At 68.8% G+C, this 21,000-nt stretch carries 19 protein-coding genes; 13 read left to right on the top strand and 6 right to left on the bottom strand.

All coding sequences use genetic code 11. From position 1 onward, the window contains the following. Positions 1-16: 16 nt before the first annotated feature. Positions 17-451: a GNAT family N-acetyltransferase gene (locus AB0N89_RS22180; protein WP_364207269.1), complete on the top strand. Its 435-nt coding sequence runs from the start codon at positions 17-19 to the stop codon at positions 449-451. A gap of 425 nt (positions 452-876) precedes the next feature. Here the strand turns inward: AB0N89_RS22180 and AB0N89_RS22175 are convergent, their stop codons facing one another. Continuing rightward, on the bottom strand, positions 877-1,416 hold the full coding sequence (locus AB0N89_RS22175) for a YbhB/YbcL family Raf kinase inhibitor-like protein (protein WP_364207267.1): 540 nt from the start codon (positions 1,414-1,416) through the stop codon (positions 877-879). A gap of 160 nt (positions 1,417-1,576) precedes the next feature. On the opposite strand from AB0N89_RS22175, the gene AB0N89_RS22170 reads away from it, so the two are divergent. The 7 genes from AB0N89_RS22170 (at position 1,577) to AB0N89_RS22140 (ending at position 8,902) form a co-directional block, all read left to right on the top strand. Continuing rightward, on the top strand, positions 1,577-2,344 hold the full coding sequence (locus tag AB0N89_RS22170) for a DUF4097 family beta strand repeat-containing protein (RefSeq protein ID WP_364207265.1): 768 nt from the start codon (positions 1,577-1,579) through the stop codon (positions 2,342-2,344). Positions 2,345-2,370: 26 nt separating this feature from the next. After that, positions 2,371-3,042, top strand: coding sequence for a DUF4097 family beta strand repeat-containing protein (locus AB0N89_RS22165; protein WP_364207263.1), 672 nt, complete (start codon positions 2,371-2,373; stop codon positions 3,040-3,042). After that, entirely contained in the window at positions 3,039-4,445 is a 1,407-nt protein-coding gene (locus tag AB0N89_RS22160) for an alpha/beta hydrolase (protein ID WP_364207261.1), read from the top strand. Before AB0N89_RS22165 ends, AB0N89_RS22160 begins: the two co-directional genes overlap by 4 nt. 166 nt (positions 4,446-4,611) lie before the next feature. Continuing rightward, positions 4,612-6,483, top strand: coding sequence for a molecular chaperone DnaK (gene dnaK / locus AB0N89_RS22155; protein WP_364207259.1), 1,872 nt, complete (start codon positions 4,612-4,614; stop codon positions 6,481-6,483). Then, a complete protein-coding gene (gene grpE, locus AB0N89_RS22150) occupies positions 6,480-7,253 on the top strand; it encodes a nucleotide exchange factor GrpE (protein WP_364207257.1) in 774 nt (257 codons plus the stop codon). Before dnaK ends, grpE begins: the two co-directional genes overlap by 4 nt. Before the next feature lie 33 nt (positions 7,254-7,286). Then, positions 7,287-8,462 (top strand): molecular chaperone DnaJ, encoded by a 1,176-nt coding sequence (dnaJ, locus tag AB0N89_RS22145; protein WP_364207255.1) that lies wholly within the window; start codon positions 7,287-7,289, stop codon positions 8,460-8,462. A 5-nt stretch (positions 8,463-8,467) separates the two neighbouring features. After that, a complete protein-coding gene (locus tag AB0N89_RS22140) occupies positions 8,468-8,902 on the top strand; it encodes a helix-turn-helix transcriptional regulator (RefSeq protein WP_364207418.1) in 435 nt (144 codons plus the stop codon). A 75-nt stretch (positions 8,903-8,977) separates the two neighbouring features. Here AB0N89_RS22140 and AB0N89_RS22135 read toward each other — a convergent pair whose 3' ends face one another. The 4 genes from AB0N89_RS22135 to AB0N89_RS22120 form a co-directional block, all read right to left on the bottom strand. Then, positions 8,978-9,577 carry a DUF305 domain-containing protein gene (locus AB0N89_RS22135; RefSeq protein WP_364207253.1) on the bottom strand — a complete coding sequence of 200 codons (600 nt, stop codon included), beginning with the start codon at positions 9,575-9,577 and terminating at the stop codon, positions 8,978-8,980. Beyond that, positions 9,574-10,323 carry a lytic polysaccharide monooxygenase gene (locus tag AB0N89_RS22130; RefSeq protein WP_364207251.1) on the bottom strand — a complete coding sequence of 250 codons (750 nt, stop codon included), beginning with the start codon at positions 10,321-10,323 and terminating at the stop codon, positions 9,574-9,576. Before AB0N89_RS22130 ends, AB0N89_RS22135 begins: the two co-directional genes overlap by 4 nt. A gap of 161 nt (positions 10,324-10,484) precedes the next feature. Then, entirely contained in the window at positions 10,485-11,585 is a 1,101-nt protein-coding gene (locus AB0N89_RS22125) for a globin domain-containing protein (protein WP_364207416.1), read from the bottom strand. 462 nt (positions 11,586-12,047) lie between these two features. Beyond that, entirely contained in the window at positions 12,048-13,253 is a 1,206-nt protein-coding gene (locus AB0N89_RS22120) for a globin domain-containing protein (protein ID WP_364207249.1), read from the bottom strand. Between the two features lie 270 nt (positions 13,254-13,523). Between AB0N89_RS22120 and AB0N89_RS22115 the strand changes: the two genes are divergently transcribed. From AB0N89_RS22115 to AB0N89_RS22100, 4 genes are all read left to right on the top strand, one after another. Further along, positions 13,524-13,988 (top strand): MarR family winged helix-turn-helix transcriptional regulator, encoded by a 465-nt coding sequence (locus AB0N89_RS22115; protein ID WP_364207247.1) that lies wholly within the window; start codon positions 13,524-13,526, stop codon positions 13,986-13,988. A 75-nt stretch (positions 13,989-14,063) separates the two neighbouring features. Then, positions 14,064-15,248: an MFS transporter gene (locus AB0N89_RS22110; protein ID WP_364207245.1), complete on the top strand. Its 1,185-nt coding sequence runs from the start codon at positions 14,064-14,066 to the stop codon at positions 15,246-15,248. An 88-nt stretch (positions 15,249-15,336) separates the two neighbouring features. Continuing rightward, positions 15,337-17,934: an ATP-dependent chaperone ClpB gene (gene clpB, locus AB0N89_RS22105; RefSeq protein ID WP_364207243.1), complete on the top strand. Its 2,598-nt coding sequence runs from the start codon at positions 15,337-15,339 to the stop codon at positions 17,932-17,934. A 208-nt stretch (positions 17,935-18,142) separates the two neighbouring features. Then, entirely contained in the window at positions 18,143-18,853 is a 711-nt protein-coding gene (locus AB0N89_RS22100; RefSeq protein ID WP_364207241.1) for a hypothetical protein, read from the top strand. Here the strand turns inward: AB0N89_RS22100 and AB0N89_RS22095 are convergent. Next, positions 18,850-19,971: a hypothetical protein gene (locus AB0N89_RS22095; RefSeq protein WP_364207239.1), complete on the bottom strand. Its 1,122-nt coding sequence runs from the start codon at positions 19,969-19,971 to the stop codon at positions 18,850-18,852. The genes AB0N89_RS22100 and AB0N89_RS22095 overlap by 4 nt on opposite strands. 118 nt (positions 19,972-20,089) lie before the next feature. On the opposite strand from AB0N89_RS22095, the gene AB0N89_RS22090 reads away from it, so the two are divergent. Then, the gene (locus AB0N89_RS22090; RefSeq protein ID WP_364207237.1) at positions 20,090-20,857 is read left to right on the top strand and encodes an SDR family oxidoreductase; all 768 of its coding nucleotides are present in this window, start codon (positions 20,090-20,092) and stop codon (positions 20,855-20,857) included. The last annotated feature ends 143 nt before the right edge of the window (positions 20,858-21,000 follow it).

Raw genomic sequence — 21,000 nt, 5'->3', positions numbered from 1 at the left:
GGGTAGCGTTCGGATCATGAGGACTGTCGGCGCATACGAAGTGGATGACGACCCGGCACGGGTGGACCTCGACGTGGTGTGGAAGTGCCTGTCCACCGACGTCTACTGGGGCAAGTGGCGAGACCGCGAACTGGTCGAGAAGGTCTTCAGGAACGCTTGGCGCGTCGTGGGCGCGTATGAGACTTCGAGCGGACGTCTGGTCGGCTTCGCGCGGGCGTTTTCCGACACCATCGGCAGCGCGTACCTCGCGGACGTCTTCGTCGTCGACGACGCGCGCGGCGCGGGGCTCGGCAAGGAACTGGTGCGGGAGATGATCGACAACGGGCCGGGCGCGGAGTTCCGGTGGATGCTGCACACCGCGGACGCGCACGGGCTGTACCGGCAGTTCGGCTTCGGGGACCCGCCCGAGGGGCAGTACATGGAGCGGAGTCGGGCGAACGGGCAGGCTTGAGCGCCCGTCTGTGCTCCGGCTGAGGGGCTTCCGGCCGCCGGATGTCGTGAGTGATCCGGCTCGCCGGTGTCGGTAGGGGTGTCATGTTCGCTCGCCGGTGTGCTGGCTTTCGCAACGTTGCCCTCATCAGGCCGCCCCGGCCTGCGTCTCCTGGCGTGCTGAGGGTTCAACGTGCCGCGAAAGCCACTTTCGGGACATCAGACGTCCCCAAAGTGGCTTTCGCGACACCGGAGACCTGCACGCGGGGCGACCCAGACAACAAGACGCCTATGCCTATCCCTCAACGACGGCCCGGATCACTCACGACGCCCCTGCGCCGGCTGAGGATCTCCGGCTCGCCGGTGTCGGTCAAGTCCGTGAAGGCCTCCTTCCCTACCTTGAGAGTAGGAAAGGAGGCATTCACGGCACGCGCGCGGAAAGAACCCTCAGCCCTTGTTCTCGTGCAGGGCCGTCAGCGTCGCCCGGCCGATGGCGTGGCTGAAGAGGTTGAAGCCCAGCAGCGCGGGCGTAGCGTCCTCGCCGACGTCCAGCTTTTCGACGTCCACGGCGTGCACCGCGAAGATGTACCGGTGCGGCCCGTGTCCGGGCGGCGGGGCGGCACCGAGGAACTGCTTCACGCCACCGTCACCCTTCAGGGTCACAGCGCCCTTCGGCAGACCGGAGCCCGCTTCGTCGCCCGCGTTGGCGGCCAGCGCGGTCACCGAAACGGGGATGTCGAACACCGCCCAGTGCCAGAACCCGCTCGCCGTCGGGGCGTCGGGGTCGTAGCAGGTCACGGCGAAGCTCTTGGTGCCCTCGGGGAAGCCCTCCCAGGACAGCTGCGGCGAGCGATCTTCGCCGCCCGCGCCGAAGATCCCGGAAAGCTGGGGTGTCGGCAGGAAGCCGCCTTCTTCGATGTCGATGCTGCTCAAGCTGAAGGCAGGCAGATCGGGCAGGAAGTCGTACGGATCGGGTGCCTGCGGCATGCGTCCTCCTGATCGTGGAACAGATGACGGAGCCAGGTTATGACCCCGAGGACCCCGGTGCGGGTTCAGGGACGAATCCGGGGGTTACCCCTATGTCCAACCCGCCGCGCTGCCCTTAGCGTCGAGCTACACGAAACCTGCTCTGGAGGGACTCAAGACCATGGCGCGCCCACTCCTCGCACTCGGAGGCATCGCGTTGATCGGCGTCGGTGTGCTCACCGGTCTCGGCTGGTGGTGGCCGTCCGACGCGGAGGCGACCGCCGAGCTCACCCAGCAGATCAAGAACGTTCGCGTCGACAACGAAGACGGCGCCGTCAAGATCCGCACGGGCAGCGGCCCGGCGAAGGTCCAGCAGAAGTTCGAGTACCGCTGGAACAAGCCGGGCGACGCGTACCGCGTGGAGGGCGACACCCTGGTCCTCGCCGGCTGCGGGGCCGGCTGCGAGGTCGCCTACGACGTGACCGTCCCGGCGGGGATCCCGGTCTCGGGCAAGGTCGACTCCGGCGCGGTGGAGATCGCGGGGGTGCCCACTGTGGACATCACGGTCGACTCCGGCCGGGTCGACGTGAACGACGTGCCGGGCACGGTGAAGGTCAAGGCCGACTCCGGCCGCGTCGAGCTGAAGAACATCGGGCAGGACGTCGACGTCCACGCGGGTTCCGGCGCGATCACGGGCGAGCGGCTCGGCGGGAACGTCGAGGCGCGCGCCGACAGCGGCCGCATCGACCTCGAACTGGTCAAGGCCGCGAACGTCACGGCCAAGAGCGACAGCGGCTCGATCGAGGTCACCGTTCCCGCCGGCGACTACGACGTCACCGGCACCACCGACAGCGGCCACCGCGACATCGGCGTCAACCAGTCCGGTTCGGCCCAGCACAAGCTCGATCTCAACACCGACAGCGGAAGCGTCAAGGTCAAAGCGGCCTGACGGACTTATCGGGGGAAATCTTTCTCATGGGGAACAAGGAGAAGCGCGTCCTGGGCGCGGTCGCTCTGGGCGCGCTGACGGCCTTCGGCATCGTCGGCTGCACGGCCGAAAGCCGCGAGACGCTGAGCGACGGCACGCCCGTCACCGAGCAGATCACCGCGATCCGGGTGGACGTCCCGGTTGGCGGGCTCACGCTCCGCGTCGAGGACGGCGCGCCGGTCTCGCTGCGCCGCGAAGTGACTTACACCGGGAAGAATCCCGGCAAGACGCACAGCGTCGAGAACGGCACGCTGGTCCTCGGCGGATGCAGCCAGTGCGGCGTGGACTACGAGGTCGTGGTCCCGCGCGAGCTCGCGATCACCGGCGGCATCGGCACCGGCAAGATCTCCCTCACCCGCGTGGCCTCGGTCGATCTGCACGGCGACGTCGGGGATCTGAAGGTCGAGACCTCGTCGGGCCCGGTGCGGCTGACCACCGGCACCGGCGACATCGAGGTCGGTCTCGCGAAACCCGGCGCCGTGACCGCGAAAGCCAACGTCGGCAAGGTCGTCGTCTCCGTGCCGGACGGCGCGTATCAGGTCCGCGCGAAGTCGGAGGTCGGCTCGGTCGAGACCGCCGGGGTGCGCCAGGACCAGGCGTCGGCGAACGTCCTGGACCTCAGCTCCGGCACCGGCTCGGTCACGGTGAAGCCCGCATGAAGGCTCTCGCGATCGTCACCGCGCTGGCCCTCCTGCCGCTTTCCGCGCTGCCCGCCTCCGCCGCGCCCCGGCTCGACTGGAAACCCTGCGCGACCGAGTACGCGCCGACGCTGGAATGCGCGAACCTCCAGGTGAGCGGGACCGTGTCGATCGCGCTCGCGAAACTGCCCGCGACCGATCCCGCGCGCCGTGTCGGCTCACTGCTGACGAATCCGGGCGGGCCCGGCGGCGCCGGGGTCACCGTGCTCAAGTACGGCGGCCGCGGATTCGCGCTGGACAAACCGGAAATGGCCGAAGTGCGGCAGCGTTTCGACGTCATCGGGTTCGACCCGCGCGGCGTCGGCGACAGCAGGCCCGCGATCACCTGCGGGCCGGAGCTGCACGATCCCGCGATCAGCCGGTTCCCGAAGAGCCGCGCGGACTACGACAAGCTCATCGCGCACAACCGTTCCTCGGGCGCGGAATGTCTCAAGAGGACCGGACCGGAGTTGTCCTCTGTGGACACTTGGCACGCCGCGGACGACGTCGAAGCGATCCGGGTCGCGTTGGGCGAGCAGAAGGTCAACTGGCTCGGCGTCTCCTACGGTTCCGAACTCGGCGCCGTGTACGCGGAGAAGTACCCGAAGCGCGTCCGGGTGATGGTGCTCGACGGCGCCGTCGACCATTCGCGGCCGACACGGCAGGCCGTGCTCGACGAGGCCATCGCGACCGAAAGCGCGCTCAAGGATTTCGCGAAATGGTGCACGACGTCGGCGGACTGCGTGCTTCGCGGCAAGGACGTCCTCGCCACCTACGACGCGCTGATGGCCAAGCCCGGCGGCGTTCCGTCGAAACAGCTCGGCCGGAACGTGACCGCCGAGGAGATGGCGTCCGGGCTCTACGGCTCGCTCATCCTTCCCCTGTTCTGGCCGGAGATCGCGAAGGGGATCGCCGACGCGACGGCGGGGAACGCGGACGGGCTGCTGCCGTACTCGCAGCTGGACCCGTCCTACGGCGCGTATCGCTCGATCGGCTGCCACGACTTCGGCTCGCCGTTCACCTCCTACGCCGACATGCGGGTGATGCAGGGCCTGGTGAAGACCCTCGCGCCGCACAGCTGGCGGTATTCGGAGTTCTGGGACATGGCGAGCGGCTGCGCGGGCTGGCCCGTGCCGCCGTCGTACCTCCCTCGACCGCAGAAGGTGAAGGGCGCGGCGCCGATCCTCGTGGTCGGCGGCGAACACGATCCGGCGACGCCGCTGGTGTGGGCGAAGGGGCTCGCGCGGAACATCGAGAACTCGACGTTGCTGGTCGACGCCGGGTACGGGCACACCGGGCTGCTCAACTCGGCCTGCGTGCGCACCGAAGAGGTGAAGTACCTGGTGAGCGGGCTCACACCCGCTCCGGGCACGGTCTGCCGGTAGCCCGGGAACAAGACGCCCGGGTCGCACGTTGAGCCGGGTACAAGGTTGAGTGCAGTCGGCTCAAGTCCGGCTTGACGGAGACCGCATCATCCCGATAGAACTTGCGTTGCACCCACTCAAGGTGGGAGTGAACGTGCAGGTCACGAACTAGCAGGAGGATCACACCATGGCGCGAGCGGTCGGCATCGACCTCGGCACGACCAACTCGGTCGTCGCTGTCCTTGAGGGCGGCGAGCCGACGGTCATCGCCAACTCGGAAGGTTCACGCACCACCCCGTCGATCGTCGCCTTCGCCAAGAACGGCGAAGTGCTGACCGGTCAGCCGGCGAAGAACCAGGCCGTGACGAACGTCGACCGGACCATCCGGTCGGTCAAGCGGCACATCGGTACCGACTGGAAGACCGAGATCGACGGCAAGGCCTACACCTCGCAGGAGATCAGCGCCCGCGTGCTGATGAAGCTCAAGCGCGACGCCGAGGCGTACCTGGGCGAGACCATCACCGACGCGGTCATCACCGTCCCCGCCTACTTCGAGGACGCGCAGCGGCAGGCCACCAAGGAGGCCGGGCAGATCGCCGGCCTGAACGTGCTCCGCATCGTCAACGAGCCCACCGCGGCGGCGCTGGCGTACGGCCTCGACAAGGGCGAGAAGGAACAGACCATCCTGGTCTTCGACCTCGGTGGCGGTACGTTCGACGTCTCGCTGCTGGAGATCGGTGAAGGCGTCGTCGAGGTCCGCGCGACCTCCGGTGACAACCACCTCGGCGGTGACGACTGGGACGAGCGGATCGTCACCTGGCTGGTCGACAAGTTCAAGTCGTCCAGCGGCATCGACCTCACCAAGGACAAGATGGCGCTCCAGCGCATCCGTGAGGCCGCCGAGAAGGCGAAGATCGAGCTCTCCAGCTCCAACTCGGCCAGCATCAACCTGCCGTACATCACCGTGGACTCGGACAAGAACCCGCTGTTCCTCGACGAGCAGCTCTCCCGCGCCGAGTTCCAGAAGATCACCTCGGATCTGCTGGAGCGCACCCGCAAGCCGTTCAACAACGTCATCCGTGACGCGGGTGTCGCCGTCGGCGACATCGACCACGTCGTGCTCGTGGGTGGTTCCACCCGCATGCCGGCCGTGTCGGACCTGGTCAAGGAGCTGACCGGCGGCCGCGAGCCGAACAAGGGCGTGAACCCGGACGAGGTCGTCGCCGTCGGCGCCGCGCTGCAGGCCGGTGTGCTCAAGGGCGAGGTCAAGGACGTCCTGCTGCTCGACGTGACCCCGCTTTCGCTGGGCATCGAGACCAAGGGCGGCGTGTTCACCAAGCTCATCGAGCGCAACACCACGATCCCGACCAAGCGTTCGGAGATCTTCTCCACCGCGGACGACAACCAGCCGTCGGTGCAGATCCAGGTGTTCCAGGGTGAGCGCGAGATCGCCGCGCACAACAAGAAGCTCGGCATGTTCGAGCTGACCGGTCTCCCGCCCGCGCCGCGTGGCGTGCCGCAGATCGAGGTCACCTTCGACATCGACGCCAACGGCATCGTGCACGTCCTCGCGAAGGACCTCGGCACGAACAAGGAGCAGTCGATGACGATCACCGGTGGCTCCGCGCTGCCGAAGGACGACATCGAGCGCATGGTCAAGGACGCCGAGGCGCACGCCGAGGAGGACAAGCAGCGCCGCGAGGAGGCGGAGACCCGCAACCAGGCGGAGACGCTCGTCTACCAGACCGAGAAGTTCGTCAAGGACAACGAGGACAAGCTGCCCGACGAGCTCAAGGGCAAGGTGAAGTCCGCGATCGACGAGGCCAACGAGTCGCTCAAGGGCACCGACTCGGCGAAGATCCGCGAGTCCATCGAGAAGCTGAACACCGCTTCGCAGGAACTGGGCACCGCGCTCTACGCCAACGCCACCCCGGGCGCCGAAGGTGCCGCCGGTGAAGGCGCGACCGGTTCCGCCGGCGCGGGCACCGGTTCGCAGGCCAAGGCGGACGACGTCGTCGACGCCGAGATCGTCGAAGAGGACGAGAAGGACAAGAAGTGACCGGACGCTACGACGAAACCGAGGGCCGGGGCCCGGAGGAACCGGTGGTCGTGCGGGACCGCAGGCGGATCGATCCGCTGACCGGTGAAGTCCGCCCGGCCGCCCCGGCCGCCGAACCCCAGGACGGTCCGAAGCACGCCGCGCCCGCCGACGAACCGGTGGCGCCGGTGGAAGCCGCCGAGCCAGGGCCCGTGACTCACGCGGGCCCCGGCCTCGGGGACTCCATCATGGACGAATCGGTGACGGTGTCCACCGATCTGGAGAAGGAGCTGGCGGAACGCACCGCCGACCTCCAGCGTCTCCAGGCGGAGTACGCCAACTACCGCAAGCGCGTGGACCGCGACCGCGAACAGGTCGTCGCCGGCGCCAAGGCGTCGGTCGTCAACGACCTGCTCCCGCTGCTCGACGACCTCGAGCGCGCGGAGCAGCATGGCGATCTGACGGGCGCCTTCAAGTCGGTCGGCGAGAAGCTGGTCGGGAGCCTGCAGCGATCGGGGCTCGAACCGTTCGGCACCGAGGGCGAAGCCTTCGACCCGAGCGTCCACGAAGCCGTCCAGCACAGCACTTCGCCGGACGTCGCGGGCCCGACGGTCACCACGGTCATGCGCCGCGGTTACCGCTTCGGCGAGCGCGTGCTGCGCGCGGCGCTGGTCGGGGTCACCGACCACGAGCCGGGCGCGGCGCCGGTGGCGCAGGACGCCCCGGTGGACCCGCCCGTGGGTGGCGAGTTGCCGCTCGAGGGCGAACTTTTCGATGAGAACAACCGCTGATCGGCGATACGGCGTGAAAGGAGGAGACGTTCGGTGAGCGCACGGGAATGGATCGGTAAGGATTTCTACCGTGAACTGGGCGTCTCCTCCGACGCCACCGCGGACGAGATCAAGAAGGCCTACCGGAAGCTGGCCAAGGAGAACCACCCCGACGCCAACGCGGGCAACGCGGAGGCGGAGAAGAAGTTCAAGGCGGTTTCCGAGGCGTACGGCGTTCTCTCCGACGCGTCCAAGCGCAAGGAGTACGACGAGGCTCGCCGCCTCTTCGGCTCCGGTGGTCCCGGCGGCTTCGGCTTCCCGGGCGGCGGTGGCGGGAGCGGCGGCTTCGACGTCGGCGACATCTTCGGCCAGGCGGGCCAGCAACAGGGCGGCTTCGGCGGTCTCGGCGACATCCTCGGCGGTCTGTTCGGCCGCCGCGGCGCCGCGGCCGGTGCCACGGCGAACCGGCCGCAGCGCGGCGCGGACGTGGAGACCGACGTCCGGATCGACTTCACCGAGGCGGTCAAGGGCGCGACCCTGCCGCTGAGGCTGTCGAGCCCGGCGACCTGCTCCACCTGCGGCGGGAACGGCGCGAAGCCGGGGACCTCCCCGAGGACGTGTTCGACCTGTCAGGGCAGCGGGCTGGTCAGCCGGAGCCAGGGCGCGTTCGCGTTCTCCGAGCCGTGCCGTGATTGCCGCGGCCGCGGCACGATCATCGACGACCCCTGCCCGGAATGCGCGGGCGAGGGCGTCAGCACCCGCACCCGCACGCTGACCGTGCGGATCCCGCCGGGCGTCGCCGACGACCAGCGGATCCGGCTGGCGGGCCAGGGCGAACCGGGCCGGGGCGGCGCGCAGCCGGGCGATCTGTACGTCCGCGTGCACGTCGCGCCGCACAAGGTGTTCGGGCGCCAGGACCTCGACCTGACGATCACCGTGCCGGTGTCCTTCGCGGAACTGGCCCTCGGCGGCACGATCACCGTGCCGACGCTGGAGGGCAAGGTCTCGCTGAAGGTGCCGCAGGGTACGGCGAGCGGTCGCGTGCTTCGTGTGCGCGGCAAGGGAATCGCGAAGCGGGACGGCTCGCAGGGCGACCTGCTGGTCACCCTGCAGGCGTCCATTCCGTCCACAATGGACGACAAGGCCCGTGAAGCGCTGGTGGCGTACGCGGAGGCCATGTCCGGCCACGATCCGCGACCGGAGATCACCGAACTTCTCGAAGGCAGGTGAGCACGATGTTCGGCGGGCTGCCGCACGGTGCGGACGAGGACACCCCGGTGTTCGTCATCTCGGTGGCGGCACAGCTGTCCGGCCTGCACGCGCAGACCCTGCGGTCCTACGACCGCCAGGGTCTCGTGTCGCCGGGCCGGACTTCCGGGGGTGGCCGCCGGTACTCCATGCGGGACATCGCGCTGCTCCGAGAGGTGCAGCGACTGTCCCAAGAGGACGGTGTCAACCTCGCGGGCATCAAGCGGATCATCGAGCTGGAGAACCAGGTCGACGCGCTCCGCGCCCGGATCGCCGAACTGACCGAGGAGCTCACGGCGGCGTACGTCGCCGCCGAACAGACGGCCGCGGCCGTCCACGCCTCCTACCGCAAGGATCTCGTTCCCCTGCGGCAGCAGACCGCCCTGGTCGTCTGGAAGCCCAAGGGACCCAAGCACCGCTGAACCTCGCGAATGCCATGAGGGGTCCCCATGAGACAGATTTCGTCTCATGGGGACCCCTCATGACATCTCGTGCCGCTACTGGCCGGGGACCAGCGCCCGGATCTGCTGGACCTCGCCGGTACGCGAGTCCATGATCCGCTGTGCCAGTGCCTTCGCCCCGGCGTTCTTGCCGTCCTTCAGCTCGGTCCTTGCCAGCGCGACCCCGTTGTGCTGGTGCGCGACGAAGATGTCGGCGAAGTCGAGGGTGAAATCCGGACCATCCTTTTTGGACAGTGCGTCGAGCAGGCCCTTGTCCGTGAGCCCGTCGCCACCGTGATGGTGGTGCGCGTTCGGGTCCATGGAGCCCTGCTCGGGCTTGCCCCAGTTCTTCAGCCAGTTCCGCATGTCGGTGTTCTCGGTCTGCTGCGTCGCCTCGATGGCCGCCGCGAGATCCTTGAGCTCCTGTTTCTGTCCCTGCTTGGTCTTCACCAGCTTGGCGATCTCCACGCCCTGGTCGTTGTGGGCGAGCATCATCTGCAGGAACATCACGTCGGCGTCGTTGTACTCGGCGGACGCCGGCGCGGCCGATTGGGGGACCGGGGAGATCGGCGCGCCGGCGTTGGGAGGTGAGCCATCACCGGCCCCGCAGCCCGCGAGGGCCACGAGACCGGCGACGAGAACGAGGGCCAGTTTCACTGCCGCGTCCAGAGAGCGGGGGTGTTGGGCGGTTCCCAACCCTGGATCGCCGTATGCGCCAGCTGGCAGCGGTAGGTCACACCGTCGTAGGTCACCGTGCTGCCGACCGCGTAGGCCGTCCCGGCCGCCCACGTTCCGCCTGCCGGCGGGTTGGTGGTGCTGCTCGGCGGGTTCGACGTCGAGGGCGGGTTGCTGGTGGTCGGCGGGTTGCTGGTGGGCGGGGCGCCGCCGCCGATCTGCAGGTCGATGCAGCTGTAGAAGGCCATCGGCGTGTCCGCGATGTTCCAGATGGCGAGGACCTTCTGCCGTCCGCTGAAGCCGTTCAGGCTGACCGTGTGGGACGTCGGGTCCTTCGGCGCGGAGTTGTTCCCGCTGATGTCGGCGATCTTGGTGCCGCCGATGTAGTACTCGTAGTTCGTGGTCCGGTGGTAGGCGGTGAACTTCCAGTTGAAGGTCACGCTGTTGCCGACCGAGGCGGCGGGCCAGGACTTCGACTCGTCGTTGAGCTCGGCGAATCCCGGGAGACCGCCGTTGCAGCTGCGGAGCCCCTTGGGGCCTTCGACGCTCTGCGGTTCGTAGACGATGGCACCGCAGCCGGAAACCTTGCCTTGGGCGCAGTTGGCCTGACGGCTGGGCGGGGACAGCACGTAGCCGTGGGCGCTGGCCACCTGGGGGATGGCCACGACGGCGATCGGGGCGAGGATCGCACCGGCGGCGGCTGCCACGAGCTTGCGTTTGACGGTCATGCCGGCTCCTGGGGGGATGGAACGACGGTGTTCCCGTTGAGGGGAGCAATGTGGTCTAGACCATAAATCCGCCGGTGACCGCGGTCAATGATTCGCAGACCTACTGCTGCGTCGAGCCCAGGTAGAACAGCCGATCGGCCTAATACGAACGAAGCATGGGGTCAGTCCAGGGTGAAGGGGTCGTATTTGATCCTGGCCAGATCCGTTCCGGCGGCGAGGAGTTTCGCGATGGTCGCGCGGATCATCGACGGCGAACCGGCGACGAACACGTCGCGCTCCTTCCAAGCGCCGCGCTGCGTGACGGCGGTGGCCAGCGTGCCGCGGTCGCCGCCGGCGATGGTGCCTTCCTCGGTCACCGGGGTCACCGTGAGCCAAGGACAGGTGACGGTCAGCCCGCGCAGGTGGTCGAGCGCGTAGAGATCGTCCGGGCGATGCCCGCCGAAGAACAGGTGGACCGGCGGGTTGTTCCTCCAGCGTGACATGTCGTCGAGCATGGCCAGCATCGGCGCGATCCCGGTGCCGCCGCCGATCATCAGCAGCGGACGGCTTTCGGTGTGGTGCACCGAAAGCGCGCCGAGTGACGGGCCGAGGCGCCAGACGTCGCCGAACCGGGTGTGGTGGACGATCGTGCGCGAGACCCAGCCGCCGCGCACGGCGTGCACGTGGAACTCCAGCAGGCCGTTGTCGTGCGGCGCGGTCGCGGGCGAGAGGTACCGCCACATCCGGGGCCGCTGCGGGACTTCGACGCTGACGTAGCCGCCGGCCCGGTACGGGAGCGGCTGGTCGGTGCGCACCTTGACGATCGCGACGTCGGGCGACACCAGCCGGTGCTCGACGACGGGCGCCTTCCACCACGCGGGCCCGATCTCCTTGTTCGCGGCTTCGCGCATGGTCTTGGAAATGACGCCGTAGGCGGTGACCCAGGCGTCCTCCACTTCGGGTGTCCAGTCTTCTTTCAGGAACCTTTTCAACGTGGCGATCAGCGCGACGCCGACCGCGTCGTAATGCCTGCTGAGGACGTCGAACTTCCGGTGATCCCGGCCGAGCTGGCTCAGGAAGGTGGTGAGTTCTTCGGGCCGGTCCACCATCTGCACGACGTAGACGAGCGCCCTCAGTAAACGATTTCGTTGCGTGGCCATGTTGATCGGGAACAACGTCCTGGTGTCCGGCGAAACGGAGAAAAGCGCCCCGTAGAAGTACTGGGACAGCTCTTCGGCCTTCGTTTCGACAGCGGCGAAACTCGTGCGTACGAGCTTCGCCATCTGGACGGTCTTGTCCACCGTCGGCGTTTCGATCAAGGGTGGAACGGGAATCGGTGAAGATCTGGACGAACGGGGCGGATGCTCGTACTTCACGGTTTCGGCAGTCATGGGTGAATGATTTTCTCCAGGTGGATCGGGCATATTCTCCAGACCCGACGTCGTGGTGCTTGTTTTCCCCGAGGGGTCTCGACTGTAGGCCCGAAAGTCGCAAAAGGATCCACGAATGGTTGTTTCCCGCTCGAACGGAGCAAACGATATACGCCCCGTCAGCACCGCCTGTCCCTCAGTGAAGGTGATCACGCAGGACGGTTTTTCCCTTGTTCACCAGTGGTTTTCGTCAGCGTTCGGAGAAAGTGTGATCCCCCGATCGGGTGGCGTTTTCTCCGTGATTACGGTGTCGCGTAACGGTGTGCGGCCGCCGGCTGATCACCATTGCGGAATCGAATTCGGGTGGCGAGCGACCTAGTCGATGGTGAACGGGTCGTACGCGATCTGGTCGAGCGCGCTGCCGGCGACCAGCATCCGGGACACCGTCGCCCGGATCATCGCGGGCGAACCGGCGACGAGGATCCGGTGGCCCGGCCAGGATCCTTGCTGTGTAACGGCTTCCGCGAGCGTGCCCTGAACGCAGCCGGGTGCTTCCTCACCGTGCTCGACCACGGGTGTGACGGTGAGCCACGGGTTCGTGGCCGCGAGGGCGCGCAACTCGTCGAGGTCGTAAAGGTCCTCACGCGACGGTCCGCCGTAGAACAGCTGGACCTTCGGGTTCTCGCCCCATTGCGCGAGGTCGTCCAGAATGGCGCGCAGTGGCGCGACGCCGGTGCCGCCCGCGATCATCAGCACGTCGCGGCCGTCGGCGCGATCCACGGCGAGCCTGCCGAGCGGCGGTCCCAGCCGCCAGACGTCGCCCGGTTGCGTGTGGCTGACGATGGCGCGGGAAACCCAGCCGCCGTCGACGGCGCGCACGTGGAACTCGATGCCGCCGTCCTCGCGCGGCGCGTTCGCCGGGGACAGATAGCGCCAGAGCCTGGGCCGCTGCGGGACTTCGACGCTCATGTACTGACCGGGCTGATACGGCACCGGGAATTCGGGCTGGACGCGGACCAGGGCGAGATCCCAGGTGAGCCGCCGGTGTTCGAGCACGGTGGCCGACCACGACGCCGGGTTGACGTCGGCCGCGGCGGCCTCCTGCATCGCGCGGGCGACGATGGTGAACGCCTCCGCCCAGGCCCGTTCGACCTCGGGTGTCCATTCGGGTCCGAGGTGGTTCTTGAGCGAGGCGAGCAACGCGGTGCCGACGGCCTCGTAATGCCGCGGGATGACGCCGAACTTGCGGTGGTCGCGGCCGAGCTGGGTCAGGAACGGCACGAGGTCGTCCGGCCGGTCGACCATCTGCACGATGTGGACCAGGGCGCGCACCAGCCTGCCGCGCTGGACCTCCATGTTGATGGGGAAGAAGTCGCGGGTGGCCGGCGCGAGGGTGAACAGCATCCCGTAGAAGAACTGCGAGATCTCCGGGATGAAGGGTTCGGACTTCGCCCAGGTGTCACGGATGAGCCGCACCATCGCGGTGACCGCGGGCGGGGCTTCGCGTGGCGCCGACGACCGGGGTACCGGGCTGACCGCGTCGGCCGTCACGGGCTGGGAGTCGCTGATCGGGGAGCGCATACCGGAAGAGAGTTTCCCAGGTTCACGAACGAGGGACCACTGGAGAAGAATTCACGGACCATTCACCTCTCCGGTCAGTGGCTGTCGGCCGGTCGGCTGGTTCCGGCTTCGCTCGCGAGACTAGCTGCCGAGGGCCCTTTTGCCCGCATCGTTGCTCCGGACGGGTGTACTCGGCTCTGCCCGGCAGTGGGCGATCTCACGAGGTAAATAGTTGTCTTACGCAAGTGTCGCCGAATAAAGTTGTACTGTACAAGTAGCAGGGAGGCACCGATGAGCTCCGCCGACGACGCCAGGGTCGAACTGATGCGTGAGCTGAAGGCCGCCTCCCAGCTGCAGCACGCCTGGATCATGCAGGCCTGGCAGGACGATCCCGGCCTGCATCCGGCCGCCGCGATGCTGCTCTCCGATCTGGCGAAACACGGCGAGGCGCGCCCCTCGGAACTCGCCAAACGGCGCTTCGTGGATCTCTCGGTCGTCAGCCGTCAGATCTCCCAGCTGTCCGCGGCGGGAATGGTCGACCGCCGTCCCGCGCCCGAGGACGGCCGCGCGTCGATCATCAGCATCTCCGAGCGCGGCCGTGAGGAACTGGGCCGCCGTCGCGCCGGTTATCTGAAGTTCATGGAGCGCGCGCTCGGCGATTGGGACGACGAAAAGGTCCTCGAATTGACCACGCGCCTGGCGGAGATGAACGCCGACGTCCGCGCGGTCCTCGGCGGCCGCACCTGCCCCGTCTGAGGGGTTTTCTTGCTACCCGCCGGTCTTGACTGAACGGACCTTTCGTAGCGCTGTCGCGCCGGTAGCGTCGAAGTCGTGCGGAGCCGGGTCGCGTTGCTGGTCGCGTTGGGAATCGACAACTTCGGCTCGGGACTCTTTCTCCCGCTGGGTCTCGTCTTCGTCATCCGGGTGGTGGGTCTCCCGCTCGCCCAGGCGGGCACCGCGGTCACACTCGGTGCGCTGGCAGGCCTGCTCGTCCCCGCGTTCGCCGGACGGCTCGTCGATCTGATCGGCCCGCGGACGGTGATGATCTGCGCCCACGTCCTGCAAGCCGCCGGAGTGGGCGCTTTCCTGCTCGCGAGCGACTTCGCCGGCGTCGTCGGCGCGTCCGTCATGCTCGCGTCCGGGCAGCAGCTCTTCTACAGCTCGCAGTTCTCGCTCATCGCCGACGTCGCGGGCGAAGGGCCGAAGGACCGGCCGTTCGCCGAAGCCGCGATGGTCCGCTCCGCGGGCTTCGGGCTGGGCGGGCTCGCGGCGGCCGGGCTGCTGGTGTGGATCGGGCGCGAGGGCCTGTACGTCGCCGTGATGGTCGACGTCGCCACGTTCGTCGTCGCCGCGGCCATCCTCTCGACGCTGGTGCCGCCGGTCCCGCGACGTCCGAGGCGGCTTTCGAAACCCGCGCGGGTCTGGCGGAACCGCCCGTACCTGGCGCTGATCGTGTTCAGCGGGCTCTTCGCGCTCACGATGGACTTCTTCCTCATCGGGATGCCGGTGTACGTCTTCAACGCCTTGCAGGGGCCGCGGTGGCTGCCCGGCGCGATCATCGCCCTGCTCACCGTCGTCACCAGTCTGGGTGGAGTCGCCGGGCTGCGGCTCACCCGGAAGCTGACCCGGATCTCCGCGATGCGCGCGGGCTCGGCGTTGTTCGCGGTGTGGTGCCTGGCGTGCCTCGTGGTGGTGTTCGTGCCGAAGGTGTTCCAGCCGGTCTACCTGCTCGGCGCGACCCTCGTGCTCGCCGCGGGCGATCTCGCGTTCGGTCCGCGGTCCGGGGCGCTGGCCGAAGCGGCGGCTCCGCCGGAGGCGCGAGGCCGCTATCTGGCGGCCTTCCAATACGCGTTCACACTCGCCGCCGTGATCGCTCCGGCCGTCGTGGCGCTGTTCTCCGTGGCAGTGTGGATCCCGTGGGTGCTCGTGGCCGCGTGCGCCTGCGCGGCCGTCGTCGGGCTCGGCCGGGTGGGCCCCCGCCTGCCCGCGGAGGCCGTCTCGCCGACGGGAAGCTGAACTTTTCAGGGTTGAGCGGAACAGACTCAACTTTTCTGACGTTGTACGTGTCGACAAGAACTTCGCAGGACCTAGTACGAGGTGAGGGATGGACGCTTTCAACCCGACCACGAAGACCCAGCAGGCGATCTCGTCGGCGGCGCAGGCGGCCACGATGGCGGGCAATCCGCACGTGGCGGCCGCGCACCTGCTCGGCGCCCTGCTGGCGCAGGGTGAGGGGCTCACCGCACCGCTGCTGACCGCGGTCGGGGCCGATCCGGAGCAGGTGCACAAGGAGCTGGAGCCGCTGATCGCGGCGCTGCCGTCGGCGACCGGGGCCACCGTGTCGAGCCCGCAGTTCGACACGAACGCGGTCAAGGCGCTGACGCACGCGCAGAAGCTCGCGACCGAACTCGGCGACGAGTACGTCTCGACGGAGCACCTCCTCGTCGGCCTCGCCACCGAGGGCGGCCCGGTGGCCGACCTGCTCAAACGGCACGGCGCCACCCCGGACGCGCTGCGCGAGGCGTTCGCCAAGGTGCGCGGCTCCGCGCGGATCACCAGCGCGGACCCGGAAAGCACGTTCAAGGCGCTGGAGAAGTACGGCGTCGACCTGACCGCGCGCGCCCGCAACGGCGAGCTGGACCCGGTGATCGGCCGCGACACCGAGATCCGCCGCGTGGTGCAGGTGCTCTCGCGCCGCACCAAGAACAACCCGGTCCTCATCGGCGAGCCCGGCGTCGGCAAGACGGCCATCGTCGAGGGGCTCGCCCAGCGGATCATCGCCGGTGACGTGCCGGAATCGCTGCGCGGCAAGCGCGTCGTGGCGCTCGACCTCGGCTCGATGGTCGCGGGCGCCAAGTTCCGCGGCGAGTTCGAAGAGCGGCTGAAGGCCGTGCTCAAGGAGATCACCGACTCCGCGGGCGAGGTCGTCACCTTCATCGACGAGCTGCACACCATCGTCGGCGCGGGCGCGACCGGCGAGGGCGCGATGGACGCGGGCAACATGATCAAACCGATGCTCGCCCGCGGTGAGCTGCGGATGGTCGGCGCGACCACGCTCGACGAGTACCGCCAGCACATCGAGAAGGACGCCGCGCTGGAGCGGCGCTTCCAGCAGGTGCTGGTCGGCGAACCGTCCACTGAGGACACGATCGGCATCCTGCGCGGGCTCAAGGAGCGGTACGAGGTGCACCACGGTGTGCGCATCACCGACGCCGCGCTGGTCGCCGCCGCGACGCTGTCCGACCGCTACATCACCGCCCGGTTCCTGCCGGACAAGGCGATCGACCTGGTCGACGAGGCCGCGTCGAAGCTCCGCATGGAGATCGACTCCCGGCCGGTCGAGATCGACGAGGTCGAACGCGCCGTGCGGCGCATGGAGATCGAAGAGATGGCGCTGTCCAAAGAGGACGACGCCGCCTCGAAGGAGCGCCTCGCCGCGCTGCGGGCGGAGCTGGCCGAGAAGCGGGAGACGCTGACGGCGCTGACCGCGCGCTGGCAGAACGAGAAGGGCTCGATCGAGCGCGTCCGTGAACTCAAGGAGCAGCTGGAGCAGCTGCGCGGCGAGTCCGAGCGCGCCGAACGCGACGGCGACCTCGGCAAGGCCGCCGAACTCCGCTACGGCCGGATTCCCGCGCTGGAGAAGGAGTTCGAGGCCGCGACGGCCGCCAGCGAGGTCAGCCAGCAGAACGTCATGCTCAAGGAGGAGGTCAGCGCCGACGACGTCGCCGACGTGGTCAGCGCGTGGACCGGCATCCCGGCGGGACGGCTGCTGGAGGGCGAGACGGGCAAGCTGCTCCGGATGGAGGACGAGCTCGGCAGGCGCGTCATCGGGCAGAAGGAGGCCGTGCAGGTCGTCTCGGACGCGGTGCGCCGCACCCGGGCCGGCGTCGCGGACCCCGACCGGCCGACCGGTTCGTTCCTGTTCCTCGGCCCGACCGGTGTCGGCAAGACCGAGCTGGCGAAGGCGCTGGCGGAGTTCCTGTTCGACGACGAGCGCGCGATGCTGCGGATCGACATGAGCGAGTACGCCGAGAAGCATTCGGTGGCGCGCCTGGTCGGGGCGCCGCCGGGTTACGTCGGCTACGACCAGGGCGGTCAGCTGACCGAGTCGGTGCGCAGGCGGCCGTACTCGGTGGTGCTGCTCGACGAGGTCGAGAAGGCGCACCCGGACGTGTTCGACGTGCTGCTGCAGGTGCTCGACGACGGACGGCTCACCGACGGCCAGGGCCGGACGGTGGACTTCCGCAACACCATCCTGGTGCTGACGTCTAACCTCGGCTCGCAGGCCATCGCCGACCCGGCGCTCGACGAGCGCCAGCGCAACGACGCGGTGATGTCCGTGGTGCAGCGGCAGTTCAAACCGGAGTTCCTGAACCGGCTGGACGACATCGTGGTCTTCCACGCGCTCGGCACCGACGAGCTGACGTCCATTGTGGACATCCAGATCGAGCGGCTCGCCTCGCGCCTGTCGCGGCGCCGCCTGACGCTGGAGGTCACCGACGGGGCCCGCGAGTGGCTCGCGCTGAACGGCTTCGACCCGATCTACGGCGCGCGGCCGCTGCGGCGGCTGGTGCAGTCCTCGATCGGCGACAAGCTGGCGAAACAGCTGCTGGCCGGAGAGGTCCGGGACGGCGACACGGTCCGGGTCGACATCCCGGGCCAGGAGGCGTCGGATTCCCTGACCGTCACCCGGGTGGAGTGACGCGAGTCGTTCACCCGCTGAACGCCATGAACGGTCCGTTCCTCGCGAAATTCGCCAGGAACGGACCGTTCCTAGCGTTGGCGACACGGCGATTTGTCGACCTTTCGCCGCGTCTTTCGTGGTCTTTCCCGGGTGCCGCACCGAAAGGGGCGCGCGACACGGCGCACGGCGATCACCTCCGGTGAGGGCAGGGGATACCCTGACCGGCGTGGGTATTCCGGCGTGGATCTGGTTCGTCATCGCCGCCGTCGCCTTGGTGGCGGGGCTGGCGCTGCTCGCGGCCGACCGGGCGAAGGAGGGCTCGCGCAATCGCGAGCGAATGCGCTGGGCCGAGCTGCGCGGCTGGCAGTTCGTCGAAGAGGACGAACGGTTGCCGAAGCAGTGGTCCAACGGCGCCATCGGGTACTTCGGCGCCCAGATGGCGGTCAACGTCGTGGCAGGCTCCACCTTCACCTCCGACGGGCGGCGCCCCGTCTTCATCTTCGACATCGAGTCCGAGGGGCAGATCCCGGCGGTCGTCGTCGCCGTGCGCTGCAACCGCGTGCACGAGACGCCGCTGGAGATGTGGCTGTCCAGCGTGCCGTTCCAGCGCCAGGACATGCCCGAGATGCTCGGCCCGATCGGCCAGCGCTACGCCTTCGCGGACGACTCCGAGGGCGCCCGCAAGGTGATCACGCAGGAACTCGTCGACGCGGCCGACTCGCTCGGCGGCGACGTCGGCGTGGCGTGGCTGGAGAGCGAGTGGGTGCTCGCGAGCGTCGCCCCGAACGCCGGGCCGTCGCGGCTCGAACGGCTGCTGCGCGACCTCGGCGAGATCGCCGACATCGTGGACCCGTTCGACGAGGAGTACGACAACGCCTCGACCCCGGGCCGCCACTGGCAGGCCGATGCCCCTGAGGACATCGAGCCCCAGGGTTAGGACCGCTTGAGTTCCAGCGGGAGCGCGCCGGCGGTGAAACCGGTGTGCGACGGCTGACCGAGCAGCGTCAGGTCGAGCGTCCCGGACTGCGTCAGGTGCCCGGCTCGCGCCGGATCGGTCGTCGGCAGCACCCCGCGCACGGACGTCGAAGTGCCGCCGCGGACGGACGCCACCTCGCCGACGCCGAGATCGCCGCTGATCTTGTTCGAGCCGGATCCGGTGAGTCCGGCGCCGGGCTGTCCCAGGTCCACGTCCTGCGCGGTGGTCACCAGCCCGATCGTGCCGCCGAAGGCGTGCTCCTGGCCGTAGCCGATGCCCGAACCGACGTCCACCGGCAGGACACCCTTGAACCGGCCGACGCCGTGCTGCGCCGACGTCGCCCCGATGGCGGCGAAGTCGCCGACGTCGACGCCGTGCCCGGAAGACCGGCCCGCCTCCAGCGCGCCGCCGAGGACACCGGTGAAACCGCCGTCGAGCCGCAGGGCCCGGTCGAGTTCGCCACCGGTGTGCTGCTGGGTCTCGTTGATCACGCCGACGCCGGGCAACGGGCGGACGGCGTGATAGGTCCCCTCGGACGCGCGGAGCCCGCGGCTGTCCTCGGAGACGAAGGTGGGGACGCCGGTGCGCGGGTCGAGCGCCGCTTCGGTCAGCCGTGCGCCGGTCGTGTCGAGTTTGGTCTCGTTCCCGGCCACGACACTGCCGTAGGGGTCGAGCTTCACCGTTTCCCGCTGGCCCTGCATGGCGGCTTCGGCGGTCTTCGCCGCGGCGAGCACGCCGACCTTGTCCGGGCGGGCCGTGACGCCGTCGCGGGTCTCGACGGTCTCGCTCACCGAGCGGCGGACGTCCGCGACGACCTTCGCGTCGCCGAGGTCCTTGCTGTAGACGTTCCGCTCGGTGCTGGTCAGGAAGCCGCGGAGGACGGATGTGTCGCCTTCGCTGCTGAAACCGACACCGCGATCGAGTGTGCCTTCGCGCTGGTGGTCGAGAGGGAGCGGGATCGCCGGATCCGTCTGAGCGGCGAGCGCGGTGGCCGGACCGGCGAGCAGCAACGCCAGCGGCGCCGCGCCGGCCGCGACTTTGGGCAGGTAGCTCGGCTTGCGCCTGCTGTGCTTCCCCATGGGGCGGGACGATACTTCCCGACTTTCCCCATTGCACGTCAAATCCCCACGGTGGGTGACCCTCACACCTGCACCTTGAGCCCCGCTCCGGCACCCGACCGAGGAGTAGGTTCCCGGCATGACACAAACCGCCCTGATCACCGGCGCCACCGCCGGCATCGGCGCGCAGTTCGCGCGCAGGCTCGCCGCCGAGGCGTACGACCTCGTGCTCGTCGCCCGCGACGTCGACCGGCTGGAGGGCTTCGCCGCGGAACTGGTCGAGGCGCACGGCGTCGACGTCGTCGTCCTTCCCGCCGACCTGTCCGAAGTGGACGGACGCGCGCTGGTCGAGGACCGCCTGGCCGGAGCGCCGGTGGACCTCCTGGTGAACAACGCGGGCTTCGGCCTGAACGGCGATTTCTGGACCATCCCGCCGGACGCGCTCCAGCGTCAGCTCGACGTCAACGTCACCGCGGTCCTGCGGCTGACCCGCGCCGCGCTGCCGGGGATGATCGACCGCGGCGAGGGCGCGATCATCAACGTCAGCTCGGTCGCCGGGTTCTTCAGCGGCCGCGGTTCGACGTACACGGCCAGCAAGAACTGGGTCACCTCGTTCACCGAGGGCATCGCCGCCTCGCTGCCGAAGAACATCCGCATGATGGCGCTCTGCCCCGGCTTCACCACCACGGAGTTCCACGAGCGGGCCGGGCTGGACAAACCCGGTCCGAAGGCGTTCTGGCTCGGCGTCGACCAGGTCGTCGACGAGGCGCTCGCGGATCTGCGCCGCGGCAAGGTGATCTCGGTGCCGAGCCTGCAGTACAAGGCGATCGTCGCGGTCGGCGGCCTGCTGCCGCGCGCGGTGCTGCGCAAACTCGGTGGCGGGTTCGGCGGCAAGGGCCGCACCTGAGCTTTGAGGAGGTAAGGCGAAGGTGTCGCGAAAGCCACTTTCGGGACATCAGACGTCTCGAAAGTGGGGTCGTCGGCGCGTTTGAGCAGCGGCATCAGGGCTTTGAGCGCTTTGACCAGTTTCTTGGTGAGACCGGCGATCTT

Origin of the sequence: Amycolatopsis sp. NPDC089917 (assembly GCF_040684635.1) — a bacterium.
Taxonomy (GTDB): domain Bacteria; phylum Actinomycetota; class Actinomycetes; order Mycobacteriales; family Pseudonocardiaceae; genus Amycolatopsis.
The sequence above is the reverse complement of the archived record's forward strand: the minus strand, read 5'-3'. Positions and strand labels throughout refer to the sequence as shown.

What these genes read in the sequence shown, in the direction of transcription:
- clpB (WP_364207243.1), top strand. Translation starts at nt 15,337, where the DNA reads ATGGACGCTTTCAACCCGACCACGAAGACCCAGCAGGCGATCTCGTCG.
- AB0N89_RS22090 (WP_364207237.1), top strand. Translation starts at nt 20,090, where the DNA reads ATGACACAAACCGCCCTGATCACCGGCGCCACCGCCGGCATCGGCGCG.
- AB0N89_RS22125 (WP_364207416.1), bottom strand. Translation starts at nt 11,585, where the DNA reads ATGGCGAAGCTCGTACGCACGAGTTTCGCCGCTGTCGAAACGAAGGCC.
- AB0N89_RS22180 (WP_364207269.1), top strand. Translation starts at nt 17, where the DNA reads ATGAGGACTGTCGGCGCATACGAAGTGGATGACGACCCGGCACGGGTG.
- AB0N89_RS22175 (WP_364207267.1), bottom strand. Translation starts at nt 1,416, where the DNA reads ATGCCGCAGGCACCCGATCCGTACGACTTCCTGCCCGATCTGCCTGCC.
- AB0N89_RS22165 (WP_364207263.1), top strand. Translation starts at nt 2,371, where the DNA reads ATGGGGAACAAGGAGAAGCGCGTCCTGGGCGCGGTCGCTCTGGGCGCG.
- AB0N89_RS22115 (WP_364207247.1), top strand. Translation starts at nt 13,524, where the DNA reads ATGAGCTCCGCCGACGACGCCAGGGTCGAACTGATGCGTGAGCTGAAG.
- AB0N89_RS22170 (WP_364207265.1), top strand. Translation starts at nt 1,577, where the DNA reads ATGGCGCGCCCACTCCTCGCACTCGGAGGCATCGCGTTGATCGGCGTC.
- AB0N89_RS22140 (WP_364207418.1), top strand. Translation starts at nt 8,468, where the DNA reads ATGTTCGGCGGGCTGCCGCACGGTGCGGACGAGGACACCCCGGTGTTC.
- AB0N89_RS22120 (WP_364207249.1), bottom strand. Translation starts at nt 13,253, where the DNA reads ATGCGCTCCCCGATCAGCGACTCCCAGCCCGTGACGGCCGACGCGGTC.
- dnaK (WP_364207259.1), top strand. Translation starts at nt 4,612, where the DNA reads ATGGCGCGAGCGGTCGGCATCGACCTCGGCACGACCAACTCGGTCGTC.
- AB0N89_RS22160 (WP_364207261.1), top strand. Translation starts at nt 3,039, where the DNA reads ATGAAGGCTCTCGCGATCGTCACCGCGCTGGCCCTCCTGCCGCTTTCC.
- AB0N89_RS22095 (WP_364207239.1), bottom strand. Translation starts at nt 19,971, where the DNA reads ATGGGGAAGCACAGCAGGCGCAAGCCGAGCTACCTGCCCAAAGTCGCG.
- AB0N89_RS22130 (WP_364207251.1), bottom strand. Translation starts at nt 10,323, where the DNA reads ATGACCGTCAAACGCAAGCTCGTGGCAGCCGCCGCCGGTGCGATCCTC.